This window comes from Pseudomonas sp. NFACC05-1, assembly GCF_900100135.1.
In the GTDB taxonomy this organism is placed as follows: domain Bacteria; phylum Pseudomonadota; class Gammaproteobacteria; order Pseudomonadales; family Pseudomonadaceae; genus Aquipseudomonas; species Aquipseudomonas fluorescens_Q.
Genome location: NZ_FMTR01000027.1, coordinates 1 through 23,040, shown reverse-complemented (window position 1 = coordinate 23,040; position 23,040 = coordinate 1). Strand labels below are relative to the sequence as shown.

Below are 23,040 nucleotides of genomic sequence, written 5' to 3'. Positions count from 1 at the left end.
TTAGCAGAATTTTCAAAATTTTTGCCATCAGGGTGCCACCCCTCATAAATCAAGGACTTGGCCGCCGTGCAAAGGTAGAAAAATGGCGTCAGGGAAACGCCGCCGATGTCGCTGGAGATGAATGGCAGCGGTGCGGTGGCAAAAAAATCATAACGACTGATCAGCGGTCAGCAGTTGGACCCACTCGTACTCCAGATAATCGGCCAAGGAGATCCAGTTCTGCGCCTGCTGATCACCCAGCATCAAGGCAAGTAGCGTGTTCCATGACGAGGGGACATCGCCCGGCATCGATTCAACCAAGGGCTGAGCCGATTCGATCAACACGACCATTGCCAATCCCGCCTCAATGTCCCTTCCGAGACGAAACAGGCGTGCGCATTCGCGGGCGTCATCAACCACCCCTTGAAGCGGGTTCATTGCACATACTCCGGGTGGAAATCAGTGCCCGCAATCATAGCCCCGTCCCGACTGCTGTTATGGAAACGCACCTGGGGGTTACCGGCAATAAAACGCTCCAGCTCGCAGAGGTAACCGCGGAAGTTGAGCTGGGTCTTGACTCGCCGGCCATACCCATCGAACACCCAATGCCTGGACGCGGCCAACTGCGGTCCCAAGTCACCGTCCCCCCAACCTGCATGAGTCTTGTCATGGGGAAAGGCAAAATCAGCACCGAAGAGCGTGACCTGCGCAGCCCCCATTTTCACCGCCAGATCGACAGCCGGATGAATCACGCTGCCGCCTACATGGAGTTCGGCCCGGCGCAACAGTCCCCGCATCTGAAGGTAGATGGGACTCGAAGAGTAACCGGCGTAACGCGGCCCCTGCCAAGCCCCGATCACCAACGGGTCGGCCATCGGCAGATAGACCAGGGCAATGGCGTCCGTACTTTCGGATGGAAGATGACGCGCCGAGATACGCTGGTCGATGCTGACCACGATATCCGGGGTAATGCCACGATCGATCAACGGTCGGTAAGCAGTATCGACACAAATCAGCAACGGTCGCTCGGTTTGTTTGCTCAGACGACGCAGTTTCTCGAAGTGCTGTTCGAGACTGGGGCCGGTAGCAACGACAAACGCCTCACGCCCGTTCAAGGTGCCGAACAGCTCGGCAACGTCACGATCTTCACGCACAAGACTGAAAGTCGACTGCAAGCGCTCGACAATCTCAGGGGACTGCGGATCGAACGCGCGGTTAGTGAAGTCCAGATGAATTTCACTGATCAACCGATCACGAATCTTGGCGCTGTAATCATCGGCCAGCACCAATTCGGCGGGAAGAGCGAAAAATGGCAGTTGGATTTCCGCCAGATCACCGGCATAGAGCAGCACCACTCTCGGATCGGCAAGCCAAGGAGATTGATCCAGCACCTGCAGCACCAGGGCGAATACCGCACCGTTGAGGACATGCACAAATAACCGTTCAAGTCCGGCCCGCTCCAGCAAGCGATTCTGCAGATCGCCGAGCCCGGTACCATAGACATGCACAATGGAGGCATCTAACGCCACACTGGCGGCTTGCTGGTCCGCCTCGGCGAGACGGTCATGCCGGCTGGTCAGTTGGATACCATTGACGCTCAACGTCGACCCAAGCCCCTCTACCAGATCGACTTGCAATCCACCGACATCCTCCATCGACAAGCGCTCAGCCAAGACTGGCCAACGCTGCTGGATTATTTGGAGATTGCGCTCGAAGAACTCGCTCATGGTGTCTCGCTTTCGCGTCAGGCAAAAAAATAGCGTTCAAGGTTACACCTTGGACGCCATTTTTGTGCCTGGGTTTTATTGGCTCACGGGCGATAGATGATCGCCGAGCCCCATGACAGGCCCACACCGAAACCGCTCAAGGCCACGCGCTTCCAATCGGAATCGAGCACATGCTTCTCCAGCAGCAGTGGAATGCTCGACGACACGGTGTTGCCGGTCTCGACCATGTCCTTGATGAACTTCTCCGGCTCGCCTTCGAAGCGCCGCGCCACGGCATCGACAATCGCCGCGCTGCCCTGGTGAATGCAAAACGCATCGATATCACTGGGCTGCAGGTTGGATTCGGACAGTAGCTCATGCAAATGAGCCGGCACCTTGAGCAACGCAAAGTTGAACACCTGGCGACCGTTCATGAAGAACACACCGTCGCTGACCTTGAGGTGCGGCGCACCGGAACCGTCAGTGCCAAACTTGGCCTTGCCCAGTTGCCACGGCGCATCTTCACCCATCCAGGTGGCGGTGGCGGCGTCGCCAAACAGCATCGTGGTGTTGCGGTCTTCCGGGTCGACGATCTTCGAATACGGGTCGGCGGTCACCAGCAAGCCATTCTTCAGGCCAGCGGCCTCCATGAAGCCCTTGATGGCGTAGATGCCATAGACATAACCCGAGCAACCCAGGGAAATATCGAACGCCGCCACCGTAGTGGGCAGGCCGAGCTTGTCCTGGACGATGGCGGCCGTGTGCGGCAAGCCTTCTTCATCGCCGTTCTGCGTAACGACGATCAGCACGTCGATGGATTCGCGTTTCAGGCCGGGATTGTTGGCAAACAGCGCATTGGCCGCTTCTACACACAGGTCCGAGGTTTCCTGCCCGTCATCCTTGCGTGGCAAGAAGGCCGAACCAATCTTGCCAAGGATGAATTCTTCATCCTTCTCAAATTTTGCACCTTGTGCGTAATTGTCCACGCCGGCTACAGGAACGTAGCTCGCAATGCTTTTTATGCCAATCATTACGGCTTCCCAATCAAAAACAGCCCAATACCACCGCTCGCAAGGAATCGAGGGGCGCCGACAAGCGGGAAGTGTAAAGGGCTATCACTGGTCCTGATAAGGGCCAGGCGCCATCTTCCCGGTCAATACAATACAGTGAAGATGCGCGTTATGACTCGCAGGTCACGCGATTTTGCTGATTAAGCTCGATCATAAAGCTAGTGCACCAGCGACCAGGCCAGAGGTGTACCCCGCGTGATCGCCTGGCGAGCGCGACGGCCCATCAGGGATTCGGCATGTTTGGGCGCCAGCCCCAAGCCCGGGCGAATGGCCCGGACGTTCTGCGGTGTAAACACATCGCCAGGGCTCATGTCCTGCGTTACGTACAACGAACGACGGAAAACCAGCGATTTGCGCTCAGCCTCCGTCACGCCATAATGCACCTGCCCAAGCGCCTGCCAGGCGCGCTCGGTTTCAATCACCAGCGCCGCGAGTTCCGCCGGCTCCAGGGAGAAACTGGCGTCGACTCCGCCAGCGGCGCGGTCAAGGGTGAAATGTTTTTCCACCACAGTCGCCCCCAACGCCACGGCGGCGACAGACACCCCAACGCCCATGGAATGGTCCGACAAGCCCACTTCACAGCCGAACAACTCTCGCAAATGAGCGATGGTGCGCACATTGCTGTTGACTGGCGTGGCCGGATAAGTGCTGGTGCATTTAAGCAGCACCAGATCCTTGCAGCCGGCTTGGCGGGCAGCACGCACGGTGTCGTCGAGCTCGGCGATGCTTGCCATGCCGGTAGAAATAATCAACGGCTTACCGGTGGCAGCGACCCGGCGGATCAGCGGCAAGTCCGTGTTCTCGAAACTGGCGATCTTGTAGGCCGGCACCTCCAGGCTCTCAAGGAAATCCACGGCTGTCTCGTCAAACGGGGTCGAGAACGCCAGCATGCCCAGCGCCTTTGCCCGGGCGAAAATTGGCGCATGCCACTCCCACGGTGTATGAGCCTTTTCGTACAAGTCATAAAGCGAGGTCCCGGCCCACAGGCTGTTGGGGTCCTTGATGAAGAACTCACCTTCGCTCAAATCCAGCGTCATGGTATCGGCGGTGTAGGTCTGCAGTTTCAAGGCGTGGGCACCGGCTCGGGCGGCGGCCTCGACGATCTGCAACGCCACCTCCAAGGACTGGTTATGGTTGCCGCTCATCTCGGCAATGATGAACGGTGGCACCTGCGCCCCGATGCTGCGGTGGCCAATCTTGAAACTACTCATGGGGGTGATCCTTCAATACACGCGTAAACACGCAGGTACCTTGAATAAAACCGGCCTGTCGAAACAGGTTCAGGGATGCTGGGTTGCCGGGTAATATTTGCGCAGTGAGAGTCCGTAGTTGAGGCCAATGGGTGGTGACAAAGGCTTCGCCATGGGCCAGTAGCGCCCTGCCCCAACCAAACCCCAGGCGACTTTCGAACAGATAAATCGACACCAGCGCCTCGCTGCCTTGCAAGTCATACCGTAAGGCGCCCACGGGCCCGTCCGTGGATTCGCCGATCAGTAACAGACGCTGTGCGTTGACCAGGCTTGCTTGTAGCCATTGGCAATGGCGGTCCCAGTCAATGATCGACGTATCCAGCGATACGCGGCGCACGGCCTCGGCGTTACGACCGTCAAAAAGCAGCTGGGCGTCGGCTTGCGTGGCCGGGCGAATCTGGAGCAAGGCACCGGCCAGCGTCGCGGCGACCCTTTTTGCGCCCAAGCCATCGACCAATTGCCGTGAGCGCTGGGCCAAACTACAGCGCATGCCGTGATTGTCCGCAACGAACCCAATGGCCTGGCGCAACTGCTCGACGCTGACCGCTTCCCGAGGACCGAGATACACGTGTGCGCCGAACGTCGCCATCACCTCGCCATTGGCCTGTTGATTGTTCGACACCGCAATGCAAATTGTCGGCAGCCCCATTACGGCGCGTTCCCAACTGGTACCATCACCGGCGCCAATGAACAGGTCGGCCTCGAACATGAGCTGATGAAAGTTACGCACGAAGCTGTGCAACCGCCAGCGCGGCCGACTCGCCACCATCGCCTGCATCTGAGCCCAGGCCGGGTTGTCGGCTCCGGCGACAAAATCGACGTCAAGATTATGAAAATCCACCATCGCCCGCATGGCGTGATGGGTTTGCATCGCTGCATCAAACCCGCCGAAGTTAACCAATACCCTTCTGACCTTGGGTTTTGGCTCAATCGCCCGAGCACAAAACTCATCACGCAACAACGCGTACCGCGGCCCCAGCAGTGTCTGGCAATGCTCCGGCAATAGCCCTGCGTAGGCGGCCCGGGTGCCGGACAGGTTCTGATTGAGCAGTAGATCGACGCTAGGGATGCGTTGCCAGGTCGTCCAGGGCCATGATCCTGGGCGCAAAGCGCCGTGCGGCGGTTTGCCAATGATGATCCAGGCCGTAGTGGTCGACGATGATCCAGTCGAAACCCCGCTGACCGCTCAAGGCCTGTTCCAACGCAGTGATATCCGCCTGCCAGGGCAGCAACGACTCGATCGCCTGTAGCGGATCCTCGTCGGGATAGAGATCCGGCAAGGCAAAGGTTTCGAAGCCTTCGGTTGCCAATGCCTGTAATCGATGCCCTGACAGCAAGCGACAGGCAAACGCGACATGCGCCCCCTGCCCGCGCAACTCGCGAGCCAGCGTCAGGCAGCGAGCAATGTGCCCGCTGCCAATGGTTGGCGAAGCGTCCGCGCGAATCAGTACCCTCATTGCAGCTCCCCGCCTGCTTTCAAGGCCGCGTAGAGATATTCAGCCCGCTTCCAGTCTTCAGGGGTATCAATGTCTTGCACCAGATGGCGGGGCAGGATCACCGGCAAACTCTTGGACGAAAATAGCACGTCCCCCCGTAACCATGCCTCCCGGCGCCCCCAGTAGAATTGGCCGGCGTCCTGAAACGCTTGGGGCAGGTCCTGGGAGCGAGTGTCGCGAAACTGCGGATAGAGCGGGGTCAGCGCGCCCTGCTCATCCAGGGTCAAGGCCCGTTGTACGGGAAAACCAAAACCGGACACTGAAAACGCGAACGACTTGTCAGGGTGCTCGCGCAGCAACTCAAATCCCTCACGCAGGAAACGCATCTGCAACAGCGGCGCGGTGCCATAGATACAACAGGCAAAATCGAACGACTGCTCGCGCAACTCGCCCACCGCATGGGCGATCACCGCTGCCGTCCCGGTGAAATCATCAGCCAGCGCGGACGGACGCATAAACGGTACCCTCGCGCCGTGAACCTGCGCCAGCTCGGCGATTTCTTCGTCGTCGGTGCTGACGATCACCTCATCGAACAGCCGCGACGCCAGGGCCGTGCGAATCGAGTGGACAATAATGGGTACGTCAGCGAACAGCTTCAGGTTCTTGCGCGCAATCCGCTTGCTGCCGCCCCGGGCGGGAATGATCGCGATGGCGTTCACCTCGTTACTCCTCAAGCAATCGGCGCAGTTGCTCGACCACATAGTCCTGCTGTTCATCACTGAGGGAAGGAAACATGGGCAAGCTGATGGCTTCGCTGTAATAACGTTCGGCCTGGGGAAAATCACCTGTGGCGAATCCCAGGTCACGGTAATACGGTTGCAAATGAACCGGAACGTAATGCAGGTTTACGCCAATCCCGGCCGCACGCAAGCCCTCGAACACCTGAAGATGGTTGAGGGTAATGGCATCGAGTTGCAAGCGCACCACATACAAATGCCAGGCCGACTCCGCGTCAGGCTGTAAGCCGGGCAAGGTCAATGGCAAACCGCCCAGCAAACGATGGTATCGCGCTGCCAGCTCACGGCGCCGTGCGATAAACCCATCCAGCTTGTTCAACTGCGAGAGCCCCAGCGCGGCCTGCAGGTCTGTCATGCGGTAATTGAAACCCAACTCGACTTGCTGGTAATACCACGGTCCATGGCTGGGCTCGGTCATTTGTCCGGCGTCGCGGGTCATTCCGTGGCTGCGCAGGCGTTGCAGGCGCTGTGCCAGGTCCGGGCGATTGGTCAGGACCATGCCGCCTTCGGCGCTGGTGATGATTTTCACCGGGTGGAAACTGAACACGGTCATGTCCGCGAACTCGCCGCAGCCCACCGGCCGGCCCGCATAAGACGCCCCCACGGCATGGGAAGCATCCTCTATCACTGTAAAGCCGTATCGCTCGGATAGCTGACCGATTCTGCGCATGTCACAGCTTTGTCCCGAGAACGCCACCGCCACCAGCACCTTGGGCAGCCTCCCATCGCGCTCGGCCTCTTCAAGTTTTGTGGCAAGGGCAGCGGCATCGAGATTCCAGGTCGGTGGATCTATATCAACAAAATCGACCTGCGCACCGCAGTAACGCCCGCAGTTGGCCGAGGCCAAGAAGGTGTTGGGGGTGGTCCATAAACGATCACCTGGCCCAAGCCCCGCCGCCACGCAGGCAATGTGCAGCGCAGCGGTCGCATTGCACACCGCCACGGCGTGAGCGGCCTGGCAACGCAAGGCCATGGCCTGCTCGAAACGCTCAAGAGTCGGCCCCTGGGTCAGCCAATCGGAGTGCAATACCGCGATCACTGCATCGATATCAGCCTGATCGAGACTTTGCCGCCCGTAGGGGATCATGTCGGCAACCGGGCATGAAGGTCGGCAATCTGATCCACCGACAAAAAGTGCGGATTGGTGTCGGAGCGATATTCGAAGTCCTCCGCCACAGGCTTGCCGCGCTCACCCAGGTTGTCCTGTGCGAAATCCACATCCACGCTGGTGAAACGAATCGACGGCTGGATAGTGTAGTGATCGGCAAACTCGATGGTCATGCGCATCATCGAGCGGCACCATCAGCTCATGGAGTTTTTCGCCAGGACGAATACCGACGTTCTGGTGAGGTAAATGCCCAGCCATGCCCAACGCCAGATCGACGATACGAATCGACGGAATCTTCGGCACGAATACTTCACCGCCGTGCATGCGGGCAAAGCTGTCGAGCACAAATTGCACGCCGTGATCAAGGGTGATCCAGAAGCGGGTCATGCGCTCATCGGTAATCGGTAGCTGCGTGGCGCCTTCTGCAATAAGCTTGCTGAAAAATGGCACCACCGAGCCTCGTGAGCCGGCGACGTTACCGTAACGCACCACGGCGAAACGGGTCTGCTGTTCACCGGCGATATTGTTGGCCGCCACGAACAGTTTATCCGACAGCAACTTGGTCGCGCCGTATAGATTGATCGGGCTGGCCGCTTTGTCGGTGGACAGCGCAACGACCTTTTTCACACCATTGTCGATGGCTGAGGCAATAATGTTCTCGGCGCCATTGACGTTGGTGCGTATGCATTCGGTGGGGTTGTATTCCGCTGCTGGCACTTGCTTGAGGGCCGCCGCATGCACCACGTAGTCAATCCCGCGTATGGCCTGACGCAAACGGTCAGCGTCACGTACGTCCCCCAAAAAATAACGCATGCAAGGGGCGTTGAACGTCTGCTGCATTTCGTATTGCTTGAGCTCATCGCGGGAAAATACCACCACGCGCTTGGGCTGGTATTGCTCCAGCAACCGGCGGATGAAATTGCGCCCGAACGAACCGGTGCCACCGGAAATAAAAATCGATTTACCGTTGAACATGCTTTGAATCCTTTTGCCTGACAGCCAGGCCTATGCCAACAACCGCGCCCAGTCCACCGCCGTGGCGGTGCCCAGCGCGAAGCCCGTACCGGTCAAGGCCAGGTTGGGGTTACGGGCCGCGTCGTGTTCGAAGCGCGCCTGCCATTTGTCCTGAAGAGCGTCGGCAGCCTGTGGCGCTTCGGCGAGTGTGCCGGGGTGCAGCATCTGGGCCTGAGGGGTCCAGACGGTGAGATAACCCGCATCGGCCGCTTTGAGGCACAGGTCGATATCGGCAAACGCTTCAGCGAAGTGCTCCTCGTCCAGGCCGCCCACGGCTTCGAACAAGTCCTTGCGGATCATCAGGCAAACGCCCGACACCGCCGAATAGTTCTGCTCCACCTGATGGCCGTTGAGGTAGCCCTTGGCGTCCTTGCGCTCGCCGACAAACACCGAGGCCACCTGACCATCGGGCTTGAGCACCAGACCGGCCTGAGTGGTGATACCGCGAATGTCCATCTGTTTGCTGCCAACGATCCCCACTTCAGGCCGCTGGGCCTGGTTGAGCAAACTGTCGAGCCAGTTGGCATTGACCACTTGCGACTGGGCCGACAGCATCACCAGATAATCCCCTTTGGCCTCGGTACTGGCCCAGTTGTACAACGCCGAAGTGCTCAGACGTCGGTCGCTGCGCAGAATGCGAATCCGCTCGCCCTTGCCTTCCAGACTGTCCAACCACTGGGCCAGTTCCACGGATTGGCTGTGGTTGTCCGCGATCACTATTTCATGACGATGGTAGCGCGTACGTTGCAGCACGCTGACCAACGCCTGTTGGATGTACTCGAAGTTGTCGCGACTCTCGAGAATGATCGACACCAGAGGCCGCTCGGCGTGCTGGTAATCGATCTGATAGCTCAGCGGTTGGGCCGAAGTGACCTGAGCGCGATAGCCCCTGGCAGCCAAGTGACGAGTCAGCACCTGACGCTCTTGAGGGTTTTCCTCCTGCGATGGCGCATTGCAAATCAACAACGGTTCGGCCAAATGCGCCAGACCGGCCAGCCCTTCGTCTTCGATCAGACGCAACAGCAGGTCAAGCTCCAAGGCTTGGGTGTATTGCGCGGTAAAGCCACCGGTCTGGGTCAGCACCTCACGGCGAATCAGCCAGTGTCGCGCCATCAACGACGGCACCGACTGCAACAGATCAAGGTTGACCCCCGGACGGAATACGTCAGTGAGACTGCCATCAGCCTTGCGCTGGATTTCATCCATGGCCACGGCGCGCACACCTTCGGCACCGATCAGTTCGAGGCTGGCGCGCAGCAGCCCGCTCGGAGTGAACTGGTCACCGGCCTCGGCCAGCAGCAGCCAGTCGGCGGCAGATTGCCCGATGATCTGGTTGATGAAGTCGATGTAATTGGTCGTGCTGACTTTGACGAAATGCACGGTGTCACGCGCCGTGGTTGTAGCCGGTAGGTCACCGGTGGTGAACACCACTATGTTGAACGCTTTGCAATAGCTGTTGACCAGGCTGTCGAAGGTGGCCTGCAACTTGAACATGTCAGCGTCCAGATCCAGCAGCAGGATGCCGAACCGCGGCCCGCCCTGATGCTCGGCCAAATGGGCAGCGATCGACTTGAGTTGTTGCGCATCGGGGTTACGCGCTTCGAGCCAGTTCAACAGGCGACCAGAAGGCAAGTTTTTTAACAGTTCGTCGCCTGCTTGTCCCGGCAACGAATCCAGTCGCTCGGCCCAGACCTGCAACTTGAGCCCCTCTTGGTATTCCTCGGTGCCCTGAAGCGACTCGGCCAGACGTTTGACCACCGAGCGATTGAATACGTTTAGGCCTAGTGCCTCCCACAGGCGAGCCCGGATAGTGCGTTCGTTGTCGTTGGGATGGACGCGCATCAACTCATGCTGGCGCACCAAAATGCCTTCCAGTTCCTGAAGCTGCAGGCGGCCAGCCGGCATCGCATGCAACATGAACTCTAAATCCTGAAGCAGATCGAAGAACGGCTTGTTATAAAACGGAAGCTCTAGGTACTGATTGGGTCGAAACTGGCGTAGCGGCTCTTGGAAAGCATTACGCCAATAGGAATTAACAATAACCTCAAGCGTCAATGACCGACGTCCCAGCAAGCCATCTCTCATGGCCGTAAAGCTGTCGAGTGCAGTTTGTCGGCGCTGTGCCGCGTTCCCTTCGACACCGATGGGTAAAGAAGCAAGAAACTCAGCGAACTGTTCACGCTCCTGCACAGATTTTGCGTCGCTATTTGCAAGCACAGTCAACACGTTAGTACTGTGCTCTGAATAGCCGTAATTGACTTCACGCAATGAATAGGGGATGGGCAGCAAGCGAGCTTTAGCACGCCCCAACAAATAATAAGCATGACCGATTTCTTGCCATTCAAAACGAGTTCCATCCGGTAGTACCTTATACCAATCACGTAGCAGATCGGTTCGAGTAACCGCGTAGAACGGTGGCAAAAACTGCCCCAAATAACTTTGCACTCGCTCAGCAGCACTGGGTGAGCAATAATCCTCGCAAACAATCTTATCCCGACGGTAAAAATCAACCGAAGTAGCATGTGCCAAGTACATCATGCCATAACCATGACACAGCCCGTAATCGCTATTCGCCTTAAGAAACTCAAGGGATTGGGTAATACCGTCAAATAAAATGAAATCGTCGTCAGCGGCAAAAACCATAAACTCAGTGGTGACTCGGCTTACCCCATAGACGAGTTTTGACTGAATACCCCAATAGCCAAATTGAGGAAGATGCTGATAATCAATATTCGGGTAGAGTCTGGCAAGTTCAACACACGCCTCATCCGACGAGTCGAGCACCATAATCGAGCAGGGATACGCGCTGTAATAATGCAATGCCCTACGCAGGAAAGCAGGTCGATTGTGGGTCATCAATACGATGGTAAACCGCTCTTCTGATGAAAGCCTTTGTCCCGAACCATTACTGCCTAGCATAAATCCTCCCCACAACCGACCAAACCAACGCTGATGATTTTAACTTAACTAATCCGACGCAGATAGCCATCGGGAGCAACTGTAATTAGCAACTTGCTTTGAATTTTTTCGTCAACTTCGAAATCGTGATTTTCCTGAAGGTAAGCCCACACCGCAGTTTTAGGATTGTTGCCTTTACTCCACGGACGATCTGGAAAGGAGTCAGCAGGCATATCTTCCACTACCGTATCCATCACTACACAATAACCGCCTACCGACACCAATGGTGCATAAAGACGCAGTTCGGCCAGTACATGTTCGTGTGTATGGTTTGAATCAAGGACCACCAATACTTTCTTACCGGCTACCCGTGCGCGGACCTGATCAACAATGGCCTCGTCGATACTGGAGCCTTGGATCATATGGATACGACGCTTCATCGGATGTGCTTCGATCGCCTCACGATTGTGTTGACGAATATCGACATCAATCCCAATCACCTCCCCCTTTCCGATCAACTCAAGCAGTGAAGCGTAATACACAATTGAACCGCCGTGGGCAATGCCGGTTTCGATGATGACATCCGGCTGCAAGGACCAGATGATTTCTTGCATGGCAATCATGTCCTGAGGGAACTGGATAATCGGACGGCCCATCCAGCTAAAGTTGTAGGTGTATTTGTGTTTGGCGGTATCGCATACCCAAGCCAAAGATGCGGCTTGCACGGCTTCGTCGTGTTTCAAACCTTCAATATTTGAAGCCACTTCTTCGCGAAACTGTTCCTGAGGATTCATTTTAAACTCTCCAAAAAACGCTAGGATCACTTGAGAACTTGGGCATCCTGATAAGGAACATCCTGAATTCTTAGAATTTTTCCGGGATTACCTACAACAACCGCGTAATCCGGGACATCTTTATTAATAACCGCACCCGCACCAATTGTTGCCCAGCGGCCGATGCGAACGCGAGGCAGAATACTTGCATTAGTTCCAACAAAAGAACCGTCGCCAATTTCACAACAACCGGAAACACTGACCCCGTGAGCAATAAATACCGAATTTCCGATACGGCTCTCATGACCGATCAGCGTGCCCATGTGAATGCTGCTATTATTTCCAATTGAAACCTCGGCCTGCACCATCACTCCATCTTGCAGGTAGTTACCCAAACCTATTTCGGTCATCGTCAGATCAATATTGGGGTGCAGGAAGTTACCTAGGGTTGCACCAGCCTCTACCAGCCGACACGTAGTTTCATAACGCGTGACAGTGTTACCGGTTATCAAATTGACGAAACGCACATCATCACCCTTGAGTTCACCCACTCGATCCAGACCTCCCACAACGGGAACACCATAAAATAAAGTGCCCTGCTTGGCCGGATCGTTATCTAGAAACGCGAACTCCAAGTTTGGCGTAGCGCGCCGCACTGCTTGGATCATACGAATCGACTCGGGATTAGCCGCACCCAACAAATAAACTTTCATAATTTTTCCTTATGCTCAAGAACCGCTCGCACAACATCAATGACCCTGTGCTGATCGGCATAGGTCATGTCGTGATAGCTCGGCAAATTAATCGCACGCCCCGGCAGCGAATTGGAAACTGGCGTGTCGACCGTCTTACCACAGAACATCGGCAACGAGGAGAGCGGCCAAAAGAACACTCGGGCATCAATGTTTTCGGCCTGGAATGCGCCAATTAGATGCTCCCGATCAATACCAGTGGACTCGTCGAAAACCACAGTAGGCATCCAATAGCCGTTACGGGAATGCGCCGGTTCAGGATTCATGTACAGGCCCGGCAAACAAGTCAATGCTTGGGCATAAACATCAAATATCACGCGCTTGCGCTGAATGAGCTCCTCTATCCGCTCGACCTGGGCACAACCCACCGCCGCTTGCAAATTGCTCATTTTATATTTATAGCCAATAAAATCCGGCCAGAATTGTCGGACGCTACCAGCAACACGACCATGGTTGGACAGGGTAAGAACTCGCTCATACAATCCCTTATCCGAAGTAACGAAAATCCCCCCCTCGCCGGTAGTCATGGTCTTTGTGCCATGAAAAGAAAACGCACCAAATGCTCCCAAGGATCCCGCAGCTTTACCACGCCATTGCGAACCAATCGCCTCAGCAGCATCTTCGATTACCGGTATGCCGTGCTCGCGGCCGATTGCCAGCAGAGCATCCATGTCACATAGGTTGCCGTAAAGGTGCACCGCCAGAATTGCTTTAGTTCGCGAAGTAATTGCACGTCGGACCTGTTCCGGGTCCAGGCACCAACTATCTGGCAGTACGTCAACGAACACCGGCGTGGCGTTCAGGTAAGTTATGGGGGCCGCGGACGCGATCCAATTGGTATTGGCGAGGATTACCTCATCACCGATGCCAATATCCAGGGCCGCCATACCCATGTGCAACGCCCCGGTACAACTGGAGGTTGCGATGGCATAAGTCACTCCAAGGTGCTCAGCAAAACCGCGCTCGAAACGGTTCAGGTACTCGTAGCAACGCTCCCCCCAACCGTTCTTCACTGCGTCAAGTGCGTACCGCGCTTCCAGTTCGCCGATGCTCGGTTTGGTGTAATGAATTCTGCTCATTGAATACTCAACTCCGGGACCGCCACAACGAACTGTGCGCCCCAACTGTTAATCGAGGCAAACTGACCTGTGATCTCTGCCAGTAGGTTCCAAGGCAGTACCAACACGTAATCAGGTTCCTCCTGAGCGATACGCTCCGGCGAGACGATAGGAATCCGGCTACCTGGCAGGTATTTACCCTGCTTGTGCGGATTAGCGTCCGCCACCCAGGCTAAAAGATCGGATTTGACCCCGGCATAGTTGAGCAACGTATTGCCTTTGGCGGCCGCGCCATAACCGACCACATGCTTGCCATCAGCCTTGGCCTGCAACAGGAAACGCAGCAAACCATGCTTGATGGCCTCGGCGGCCGGCGCCAGGGTGGCGTAATATGCGGAAGTTTTCACACCGGCATCAAGCTCAGCCTGCAGTTGCTGTTGCACCGTGGCCTGCACCGGACGACGCACGCCATCGGTACGCTGGACGAACACCCGCAACGAACCGCCGTGGGTCGACAGTTGGCTGACATCGAAAACTTCCAGCCCGTTGCGCTCGCACAGTGTTTGCACGGCCGTCAGCGACAGGTAGGAAAAATGTTCGTGATACAGGGTGTCGAACTGCTGCCCGGCCATTAGCGTGAGCAATTGCGGAAACTCAAACGTCGCTACGCCCGTAGGCTTCAGCAGCGTGGCGAAACCGGCGAGGAAATCATTGATGTCAGGCACATGGGCGAGCACGTTATTGGCCGCCATCAAGTCGGCTGCCCAACCCTCCCCCATGAGTTGCGACGCGGTATCGCGGCCAAAGAATAGCTCGCGAATTTCCAGGCCTTTTTCACGGGCAGCCTTGGCGGTGCTGCGAGTTGGCTCGACACCCAGGCACGCAATCCCGCGCTTGGCCACGTACTGCAACAGGTAACCGTCGTTGGCGGCAATCTCCACCACGCGGCTGTTCGGGGTCAAATCGAAGCGTTCGACCATCTCGGCCACATAGCGCTCGGCATGGGCCAGCCAGGTACTGGAGAACGAACTGAAATAGGCATACTCGGCGTCGAACAAACTGTCGGCGCGGGTGTAATCCTCGGTCTGTACCAGCCAGCACTGCTGACATACAGCAACCTTGAGCGGGACCCACTGCTCGGCCTGCTCCAGTTGGTCGGCCCGCACGTATGCATTGGACGGCGGCGACGTGCCAAGGTCAATCAGTGGCAACACCAGGGCAGTCCCGCAACCTCGGCAATTCATACACGCACTCCAGCGAAACGCTCATCGAGCAAGGGATGACTGCTGTCCCGGGTCGACAGATTATTGACAGGCAGCGGCCAGGCAATCGCCAGCCGCGGATCACTCACCGACAGGCCGCCCTCGTGCTCCGGGGCGTAATCGGCGCTGTGCAGATAAAGCAGCTCGGCATCGTCGGTCAGGGTCTGGAACCCATGGGCGAACCCAGCCGGGATCAACAGGCTGCGGCCATCACCGGCCTTCAGGTGCTCGGCGTGCCAATGCAGGAAAGTCTCGGAGTCGGGACGCAAATCCACAGCCACATCCCAGACTTCGCCACGCAGACAGGTAATCAGCTTGGCTTCCGGTTGTGCCGCGTTCTGATAGTGCAACCCACGCACGCTACCGCGCTCATGGGTACAAGAATGATTGATCTGACGGATATGGAATGGCTGGCCGAACGCGCTCAGGCTGCCTTCGCAGAACAGCCGGGCGAAATGCCCGCGCTGGTCTTCGAAGCGCTTGTGCTGGACGGTGAACAAACCGGCCAACGGTAATGCCTTCATTGAAAACTCGCTCACAACGTGCCTCGGTACAGGTTCAACTGCCCCAGCGTGACTTGGCGCATGTCGTCGCCGTTCTGCCAGGCAAGGTGCCAATCGAGGGTCTGGGCCAGGCATTGCTGCAGCGACCAGCGCGGCTGCCAGCCCAGCAATTGCCGGGCGCGGCTGCTGTCCAGGCGCAGCAGGCCGGCTTCATGCAGATCACTCGGCTCGATGCGCAGGCCCGGCGCTTGCGGCCAGCGCTCGGCCAGCAACTGGACGACGTCACCGACACTGCACATATCCGCTTCGCCGGGGCCAAAGTTCCAGGCGCCGGCAAATTCCGGCCCCTGCTCATGAAGGCCTGCGGCCAACTGTAAATAACCGGCCAGCGGTTCCAGGGCGTGCTGCCACGGGCGTACGGCTTGTGGATAACGCAGCGTCACCGGCTCGTCCGCCGACCAGGCCTTGAGCACGTCCGGAATCAGGCGCTCAGGGGCAAAATCACCGCCGCCCAATACGTTGCCAGCCCGCGCCGTGGCCAAGGCCAGGCCGTGCTCAGCGAATCGCTCGGCCGAAAAGAACGACGCGGCATAAGACTGCGCCAGCAATTCGCAGCAGGCCTTGCTGCTGCTGTAGGGGTCGTGGCCGCCCAAGGGTTCATTTTCGCGATAGGGCCACAGCCACTCCTGGTTGGCGTAGACCTTATCTGTGGTCACCAATACGCAGGCGCGCACGCCGCCAACCTGACGGATTGCTTCGAGCAGGTTCAGGGTGCCCATGACATTGCTGGAATAGGTCCCCAACGGGTCGCGATAACCCTCGCGTACCAGCGGCTGGGCCGCCAGGTGCAGGACGATCTGAGGCTGCACGTCGGCAAGCACTTCCAGCAAGGCGCCAAGGTCGCGCAAATCAGCGCGCCGATCATCGATGCCCTCGCCGACCCGGGCCAGTTCGAACAGGTTCGGTTGAGTGGTCGGGTCCAGGGAAAAACCACTGACCTGTGCGCCCAGGCTCTGCAGCCACAGCGTCAACCAGCTGCCTTTGAAACCGGTGTGACCGGTAACCAGCACCCGCTTGCCGCGCCAGAACTCGGGGCTCAGTCCCACTGCTTCCATGGGGCCTCCCCGCTTTGCCACAGGGCTTCGAGGTGATTTTTATCCCGCAGGGTGTCCATCGGCTGCCAAAAGCCATCGTGCTGGAACGCCATCAACTGGCCTTGCGCGGCAAGGCCGTCCAGAGGACCGGATTCCCATGAAGTTGCATCGTTTTCGATCAACGGCAACACCTTGGGCGACAATACGAAGAAACCGCCGTTAATCCAGCCACCATCCCCCCGTGGTTTTTCGGTGAAACCCAATACTTGGTCGTTATCCCTGTCCAGAGCCCCGTAACGGCCTGGCGGTTGGACGGCCGTCACCGTGGCCAGCTTGCCGTGCGAAAAGTGAAATTCCACCAGCGCGCCAATATTGAGATCCGACACGCCGTCGCCATAGGTAAAACAGAACGCTTCTTCATTTTCCAGATAACGCGCCGCCCGACGCAGCCGGCCGCCGGTCATGGTGTCTTCACCAGTGTCGATCAGGGTCACGCGCCACGGCTCGCTGTAGTTCTGGTGAACGTCCATGCGGTTGTTGCACATGTCGAAAGTGACGTCGGAGGTGTGCAGAAAGTAGTTGGCGAAAAAATCCTTGATGGCGTAGCCCTTGTAACCCAGGCAAATGACGAAGTCGTGGATTCCATGGGCGGAATACTGCTTCATGATGTGCCAAAGAATTGGCTTGCCACCGATCTCGATCATCGGCTTGGGCTTGAGGTGCGACTCCTCGCTGATCCGTGTGCCGAGACCACCTGCCAAGATAACTGCCTTCATCGTCTCCCCTCTTGTCCATCACCGGGCTCAGCCAAGCGTTGTTTCGCTCTGCTGGCGCGGGGATTACACCTTCAATGCCGATCCGGGCGCTGCGATGGTCCGCGAGCGCTCGTTTTATGGCGATATGAGGGGGGCTTGCAGGAAACGCGCCAGCAAATCCTGGTATCGAAAGCTCTAGCGTTCATAACCTCGCCAAGCCATTCAACGTTAAAAACTAGCCCTCTCTGAATGCTCGCTGGGCATGGTCGCTGATTGGTTTGAGCAAGTAAGACATGACGTTTCTGGAGCCGGTCTGGATCATCGACTCAACCGGCATTCCCGGCACCAGGGCTAGCCCTTGCAGCTTCGCCAATTCGCTTTGAGGAATTTTGATACCCGCCCGATAGAACCCCGCCCCTGTGCGCTCATCCTGAATCAGATCTGCTGACAGTCGCACCACGGTGCCGGTCAGTTCGGGCGTGGTGCTGCGGTTGAACGCGCTCAAGCGCAAGGTCGCGGATTGCCCGACCGTTAGCTGGTCAATGTCTTGGGCACTGATTTTCGCCTCCACCAGCAGTTCATCGTCGGCGGGTACGATCTGCATGAGCCCCTCGGCCGGTGAGATGACGCCACCGATTGTGTGGACGGCCAATTGCTGCACGCGTCCGGCAATAGGCGAGGTGATGTCGATGCGTTTGAGCTGATCGCTGGCAGTGATTTCCCGCTCGATCAATTCGCCCTGACGGGCCAGCAAATCTCTCAGTTCCTGGGACACTTCACTGCGGAAAGTCTGGTCAACCTGGAGTCGTTGCAACTCGGTTTCGGCGATCTTGCCCCGAGCCTCGGCAATGGACGCCATCAACTGTCCCCTCTCTCCGCGCAAGCGGGCAATACCTCGAGCCAGGGCATTGACCCGATCGAGAGTCATCATGCCTTTGTCGAACAGTTTCTTGACGGCCTGGTATTCGCTATCGATCAGTTCGATTTCTTCCAGCTTGGTTTTCTGCTGGATGTCGTGACCGGCAATGGTTTCGTTGAGTTGCTGGACACGCTCGCGCAGTTGCTTCTTCTGGCCTTCGCGGGAAGCGCGCCGGTCAAGAAACAGTTGCTGCTCTATAGCCATGACCGACTCGGCCTCCTCCAGGCTCATGCGGGACAGCAACTCCGTTGGTACCACTACCTCGCTGGCATCGTCCCGCTCGGCCTCCAGGCGAGCCAGACGCGCCCAAGCCTGGTTCAAGGATTTACTGACAATGGCCTGGCTGGCGGCGGGCAATGTGGCATCGAGGCGCAACAGCACGTCCCCTGCCGCGACTGTCTGCCCTTCCTTGATCAGTAATTCGGCCACCACACCTCCGGTAGGATGCTGAATCGTCTTGACGCTGCCCTCCACGGCCACTACCCCCGAGGCAATGACTGCACCAGACAGGTTGGTCAACATCGCCCAAGTCAGGCTTCCACCGAGCAGCAGCACCAATGACACCGCCCCCCAACGCAGATGACGGGATAAAGAATCGGTCAGATTGGCTTCTTGATCGGCCTGCATCAGTTGGGCACTCCCAATTCCACGACATTGTTGGCGGGCCTGGGAGCTGGTGCAGGCGGCCTTTTAAGGACGACATCCTTGGGACCGAAAGCTGCCTGCATGCCGTTTTCGAGAATCAGCACATGGTCAATCACCGACAAGATACTGGTGCGATGGGCAATCACCACCACGATTGCACCACGAGCCTTGAGCGCCAGGATGGCTTTGGCCAGCGCCTGTTCGCCTTCGGCATCGAGGTTTGAATTTGGCTCGTCCAGCACCACCAGGAACGGATCACCGAATAAAGCCCTGGCCAGTGCCACCCGTTGTCGCTGACCGGCCGAGAGGTTGACCCCGCCCTCGCCTACTTGGGTTTCATAGCCTCGGGGCAACTGCAGGATCAGCTCATGAACCCCGGCCAATTGCGCAGCGCTGACAATCGCGCTGTCCGGTGCCGAAGGGTCTAGGCGGGCGATGTTCTGGGCGACGGTTCCGGTAAACAGCCCAACGCTTTGCGGCAGATAACCGATCAACTTGCCTCGAGCCTGTTCGGTCAGCAGATCCAGCGGCGCGCCATCGAGCCGGACATGCCCCCGCGCCGGGGCCCAGGCGTTGACTAGGACCCGCGCCAATGACGACTTGCCCGATGCGCTCGGCCCCACCACCCCCACAGCAGTGCCCGCGGCGACCAGGAAGTTGATATTTTGCAAGGTCAGGCGCTGCGCGCCGGGTGGCGCTGCGAAAACACTTTCGACCTGCAAGTTGCGATGGGCCGCAGGAAGCTCGGTCTTGCTCTGGGCATCCGGGAACAGCGAGAACACTTCCACTAGTTTCTTCCAGGCGATCTGGGCACCCAACAGGCTGCGCCACGAGGCAATGACCTGCTCCGCCGGTGCCAGCGTCCGCGCCACAATAATCGAGGCCGCGATCATCGTGCCGCCGCTCAAGTCGCCTTGGATCACCAGCCATGCACCCAAGGCCAGGGCGGCCGACTGAACGACCTGGCGCAGGGTTTTGGAAATGCCACCGTAAAAGCCACCAATGTCGATCGAGCGTCGTTGCAGGGTAATGAAGGTGCTGTGATTCTTCTGCCAGATAGTCGACGTGTTGACCAACATGCCCATGGCCATCAGCGCTTCGGCGTTCTGGTGAGCTTGCTGGCCCAGGTGATTGCGCTTGTTCAACGCATCGGCCGACGCCTGCATCAATTTGCGGGTCTGCCGGTCAGTGAGTACGGTCAGCGCGATGAGGATAATCATCAAGGCGACGGTTAAAAGACCAAAGAGCGGGTGAATGTAAAAGCAGACCGCGAGGTAAACCGGCATCCACGGCAAATCGAAAAATGCCACAAGTCCCGGACCACCAATAAAACCGCGGATCTGATCCAGCTCCTGGGCCGGTTTCAGAGCGTCTCCGGTAATCGGCGTTTTCAGCGAAGCACCGGCAATCACGTTGAAGACTCTCGAAGACAGCGTCAGATCCAGCGAGGAAGCAATTCGCACCATGACTCGGGATCGAATGATATCCAGCAGGCCCGAAAGCGCATAAACCCCCAGCGCCAGTAGCCCCAGGGCGACCAGGGTCGGGACGCTCTGGCTGGGAATGACCCGGTCGTAGACTTCCAGCATGAACACCGGGCCAATCAGCGCCAGGATATTGATCACCCCGGAAAACAGCGCGGCGCCTATCAGCCCCCGGCGCAATGCCGATTTCAATGGAGGCGCAACAACAGGCGCACTGACAGCGTTAGGGGTTTTCAACTGTTATCCATCCCTTGGTTTTTCATGACATCCATGTCGCCAGTCAATACTGACTTGATGACAGAGGTCGTAAGGAAACTTGACGCTCTTCGAGCGCTTTGCGCTGGGCTGCAAGTTCCGCACCAGACAGTCCGTTTACGGCTGGACTCGCCTGCGTAAAATTGCGCCCATGCTGCGCGGGCAAATAAAAAACGCCTCTGGGTCTTATTGACCCAGAGGCGTTTTTGTAGCCCTGTCCTATATCAAGCACCCCGGGCAAGGGGGAACGCTGTTATGCGGGGATCGTAAAGACATCTCCATTAGAGGTATGGAACTGCTCGATGGTGTTGAAGCCCGCGTACCAATCCTGCAGCTTCACGCCCATGTCCGAAAGCGGTTGGCCTGAATGGTAGCTCGAGGTATTGAAGATATACGCGTCATTGCCACTGCGCACGGTCGTTATCGTGTCCATCGACTCCATTCCGTTCAGCAACACCCGATCAAACCCTCCTGTACCGTCATCCTTGATCGTGACCTGGCCGTAGGTATCGATGACGTAGGTATCGTCATCCTGACCTCCATTAACGAACCCCTGACCACCTTCGGCGACAGTTAAAGTGTCATCGCCGGCCCCGCCCAACAAGCGGAAACCATCCCCTCTGCCCAACAAAATATCGTTGCCTGCCCCACCATCAGCAGTGCCGCTGAACACGGCAATGCCGTCGTTGCCTGCCTCTCCATAGGCCACTGCTCCGGTGTCCAGGTTGGCCGTGGTAAGCGCATCGTTGCCGAGGCCGCCATAGAGCTGATCGGCCTGGGCTACGTTGGCAGGGCCACCGGGAAGCATCGGGCCTGTAGCAGTGTACAAGCCGCCATAGATGTAATCGGCGCCATCGCCCCCGTAGATGGTGTCATTGCCCAGCCCACCCTCCAACCAGTTAGCCAGGCTGTCTCCTGTCATCGAATCATTGAACTGGCTGCCCATGACCCGCTCGATGTTAGTCAGCACATCACCCTGGGCGTCGCCGCCCTGGTGAATACCCGTCTGAAGGTTGATATCCACAGCGGCAGCACTGTTGATATACCAGGCTTGATCCACACCATCGCGACCATCAATGACGTCGGCGCCCGCACCACCAATAAAAATGTCGGCTTTAGCAGAGCCCAATAGCGTGTCATCGAAATCGGAGCCCTGATAGATCTCAATCGCGGTAAACGTATCGCCTGCCGCATCACCGGCATTCACATTGGTTGTCAGGTCGATGGTCACCGCGCTGGAGGACTGTTCATAGCTGGCCAGATCAGTTCCCAACGCGCCATCCACGCCCATCGCTTGCGAACCGCCGATGAAGGTGTCGTTAAAACCCGACCCACGCAGCGTTTCAATCTCTTGATAGGTATCGCCTGCTGCAATACCGGAATGGACGCCTGTGGTCATATTAAGGGTAACCGCTACCCGGCTATCGCCATAGCTGGCGACATCCACGCCTGCTCCACCAATGAGTTGATCTGCACCAGCAGCGCCGAACAGTACGTCGTTGCCTGCGCCACCTATGATGATGTTATCGCCGGTGTTGCCGTAGCCTGTGAATGCCACCGTGCCAGTGTGAGTCATCTTCTCAATGAACGGGTCCATGGTGAAGATGGCCTGGTTAGTAAATACTTCGTCGAAGCCGCCATCAGCCAGCTCGACCGTCTTGTTCCCGCTGGTGTTGACAATGTAGACGTCGTCACCGAGCCCTCCCTCCAGCGTTACAGCCCCCCAGGCACTGGTGAATGTGTCATTGAACGCCGTACCGATAACCTTTTCGATACCTTCCAGCGTGTCGCCCTCGGCATCACCGCCAATTCCAGGCAAGCCTTTATAGACGCGAATATCGACATTGATCGCTTCGGCCGAGGTCGAATAATCTACCGTGTCTATTCCCAGACCACCATCGAAGCCAATCGCCAGACCGTCAGCTACAAAGGTGTCGTTGTAACTTGAGCCACGAATCACTTCGATGTCGGTAAAGGTATCGCCGGTAGCGATACCAGAGTGAACCCCCGTCTTGAGGTTGATATTCACCGCCACCTTGCTGTCGGTATAACCGGCGACGTCCAACCCTTCGCCGCCGAAGAGCTGATCGGCGCCGTCACCGCCGAACAGCACGTCGTTACCTGCGCCGCCGATGATGATGTTATCGGTGACACTGCCATAAGCAGTGAAAGCCGTCGTGCCGGTGTAGGTCAATTTTTCGATGTACGGGTTCAGGGTGAAGGTGGCCTGATTAGTGCGCACTTCGTCGTAGCCGCCGTCAGCCAACTCGATCGTCTTATTG

Annotated in this window: 17 protein-coding genes and 2 pseudogenes; all 19 read right to left on the bottom strand. The window is 57.5% G+C overall.

Features of this window, described 5'->3' with window-relative positions; all coding sequences use genetic code 11:
- Window positions 1-147 precede the first annotated feature (147 nt).
- Window positions 148-417 carry a hypothetical protein gene (locus BLO97_RS26265; RefSeq protein ID WP_092222849.1) on the bottom strand — a complete coding sequence of 90 codons (270 nt, stop codon included), beginning with the start codon at window positions 415-417 and terminating at the stop codon, window positions 148-150.
- Complete coding sequence (locus BLO97_RS26260) at window positions 414-1,706, bottom strand: motility associated factor glycosyltransferase family protein (protein ID WP_092222847.1); 1,293 nt, start codon at window positions 1,704-1,706, stop codon at window positions 414-416. Before BLO97_RS26260 ends, BLO97_RS26265 begins: the two co-directional genes overlap by 4 nt.
- A gap of 83 nt (window positions 1,707-1,789) precedes the next feature.
- Window positions 1,790-2,716: a ketoacyl-ACP synthase III gene (locus BLO97_RS26255; RefSeq protein WP_092222845.1), complete on the bottom strand. Its 927-nt coding sequence runs from the start codon at window positions 2,714-2,716 to the stop codon at window positions 1,790-1,792.
- Between the two features lie 197 nt (window positions 2,717-2,913).
- Window positions 2,914-3,966 (bottom strand): pseudaminic acid synthase, encoded by a 1,053-nt coding sequence (gene pseI, locus BLO97_RS26250; protein ID WP_092222843.1) that lies wholly within the window; start codon window positions 3,964-3,966, stop codon window positions 2,914-2,916.
- Window positions 3,959-5,462 (bottom strand): annotated as a pseudogene (gene pseG, locus BLO97_RS26245) (UDP-2,4-diacetamido-2,4,6-trideoxy-beta-L-altropyranose hydrolase). The gene pseI and the pseudogene pseG overlap by 8 nt, the downstream one beginning before the upstream one ends.
- Window positions 5,459-6,160, bottom strand: coding sequence for a pseudaminic acid cytidylyltransferase (gene pseF / locus BLO97_RS26240; RefSeq protein WP_092222841.1), 702 nt, complete (start codon window positions 6,158-6,160; stop codon window positions 5,459-5,461). Before pseF ends, pseG begins: the two are co-directional and overlap by 4 nt.
- Window positions 6,161-6,164: 4 nt before the next feature.
- On the bottom strand, window positions 6,165-7,325 hold the full coding sequence (gene pseC, locus BLO97_RS26235; protein WP_092222839.1) for a UDP-4-amino-4,6-dideoxy-N-acetyl-beta-L-altrosamine transaminase: 1,161 nt from the start codon (window positions 7,323-7,325) through the stop codon (window positions 6,165-6,167).
- A pseudogene (gene pseB / locus BLO97_RS26230) lies at window positions 7,322-8,321 on the bottom strand (UDP-N-acetylglucosamine 4,6-dehydratase (inverting)). The gene pseC and the pseudogene pseB overlap by 4 nt, the downstream one beginning before the upstream one ends.
- Before the next feature lie 30 nt (window positions 8,322-8,351).
- Entirely contained in the window at window positions 8,352-11,279 is a 2,928-nt protein-coding gene (locus BLO97_RS26225; protein ID WP_092222835.1) for a TIGR00180 family glycosyltransferase, read from the bottom strand.
- A 44-nt stretch (window positions 11,280-11,323) separates the two neighbouring features.
- Window positions 11,324-12,052, bottom strand: a complete 729-nt coding sequence (locus tag BLO97_RS26220) for a cephalosporin hydroxylase family protein (RefSeq protein ID WP_092222832.1) — start codon at window positions 12,050-12,052, stop codon at window positions 11,324-11,326.
- 26 nt (window positions 12,053-12,078) lie between these two features.
- On the bottom strand, window positions 12,079-12,744 hold the full coding sequence (locus BLO97_RS26215) for a DapH/DapD/GlmU-related protein (protein WP_092222830.1): 666 nt from the start codon (window positions 12,742-12,744) through the stop codon (window positions 12,079-12,081).
- Window positions 12,741-13,862 carry a DegT/DnrJ/EryC1/StrS family aminotransferase gene (locus BLO97_RS26210; protein WP_092222828.1) on the bottom strand — a complete coding sequence of 374 codons (1,122 nt, stop codon included), beginning with the start codon at window positions 13,860-13,862 and terminating at the stop codon, window positions 12,741-12,743. The genes BLO97_RS26215 and BLO97_RS26210 overlap by 4 nt, the downstream gene beginning before the upstream one ends.
- Window positions 13,859-15,085 (bottom strand): class I SAM-dependent methyltransferase, encoded by a 1,227-nt coding sequence (locus tag BLO97_RS26205; RefSeq protein WP_092222826.1) that lies wholly within the window; start codon window positions 15,083-15,085, stop codon window positions 13,859-13,861. Before BLO97_RS26205 ends, BLO97_RS26210 begins: the two co-directional genes overlap by 4 nt.
- Window positions 15,082-15,642: a dTDP-4-dehydrorhamnose 3,5-epimerase family protein gene (locus tag BLO97_RS26200; RefSeq protein WP_092222824.1), complete on the bottom strand. Its 561-nt coding sequence runs from the start codon at window positions 15,640-15,642 to the stop codon at window positions 15,082-15,084. Before BLO97_RS26200 ends, BLO97_RS26205 begins: the two co-directional genes overlap by 4 nt.
- Window positions 15,639-16,721: a CDP-glucose 4,6-dehydratase gene (rfbG, locus tag BLO97_RS26195; protein WP_092222823.1), complete on the bottom strand. Its 1,083-nt coding sequence runs from the start codon at window positions 16,719-16,721 to the stop codon at window positions 15,639-15,641. Before rfbG ends, BLO97_RS26200 begins: the two co-directional genes overlap by 4 nt.
- The gene (gene rfbF, locus BLO97_RS26190; protein ID WP_092222821.1) at window positions 16,703-17,476 is read right to left on the bottom strand and encodes a glucose-1-phosphate cytidylyltransferase; all 774 of its coding nucleotides are present in this window, start codon (window positions 17,474-17,476) and stop codon (window positions 16,703-16,705) included. Before rfbF ends, rfbG begins: the two co-directional genes overlap by 19 nt.
- Before the next feature lie 214 nt (window positions 17,477-17,690).
- The gene (locus BLO97_RS26185; RefSeq protein WP_092144997.1) at window positions 17,691-19,001 is read right to left on the bottom strand and encodes an HlyD family type I secretion periplasmic adaptor subunit; all 1,311 of its coding nucleotides are present in this window, start codon (window positions 18,999-19,001) and stop codon (window positions 17,691-17,693) included.
- Complete coding sequence (locus tag BLO97_RS26180) at window positions 19,001-20,740, bottom strand: type I secretion system permease/ATPase (protein WP_092348934.1); 1,740 nt, start codon at window positions 20,738-20,740, stop codon at window positions 19,001-19,003. The genes BLO97_RS26185 and BLO97_RS26180 overlap by 1 nt, the downstream gene beginning before the upstream one ends.
- A gap of 271 nt (window positions 20,741-21,011) precedes the next feature.
- On the bottom strand, window positions 21,012-23,040 hold a 2,029-nt coding region (locus tag BLO97_RS26175; RefSeq protein ID WP_092348931.1), incomplete at its 5' end, for a calcium-binding protein.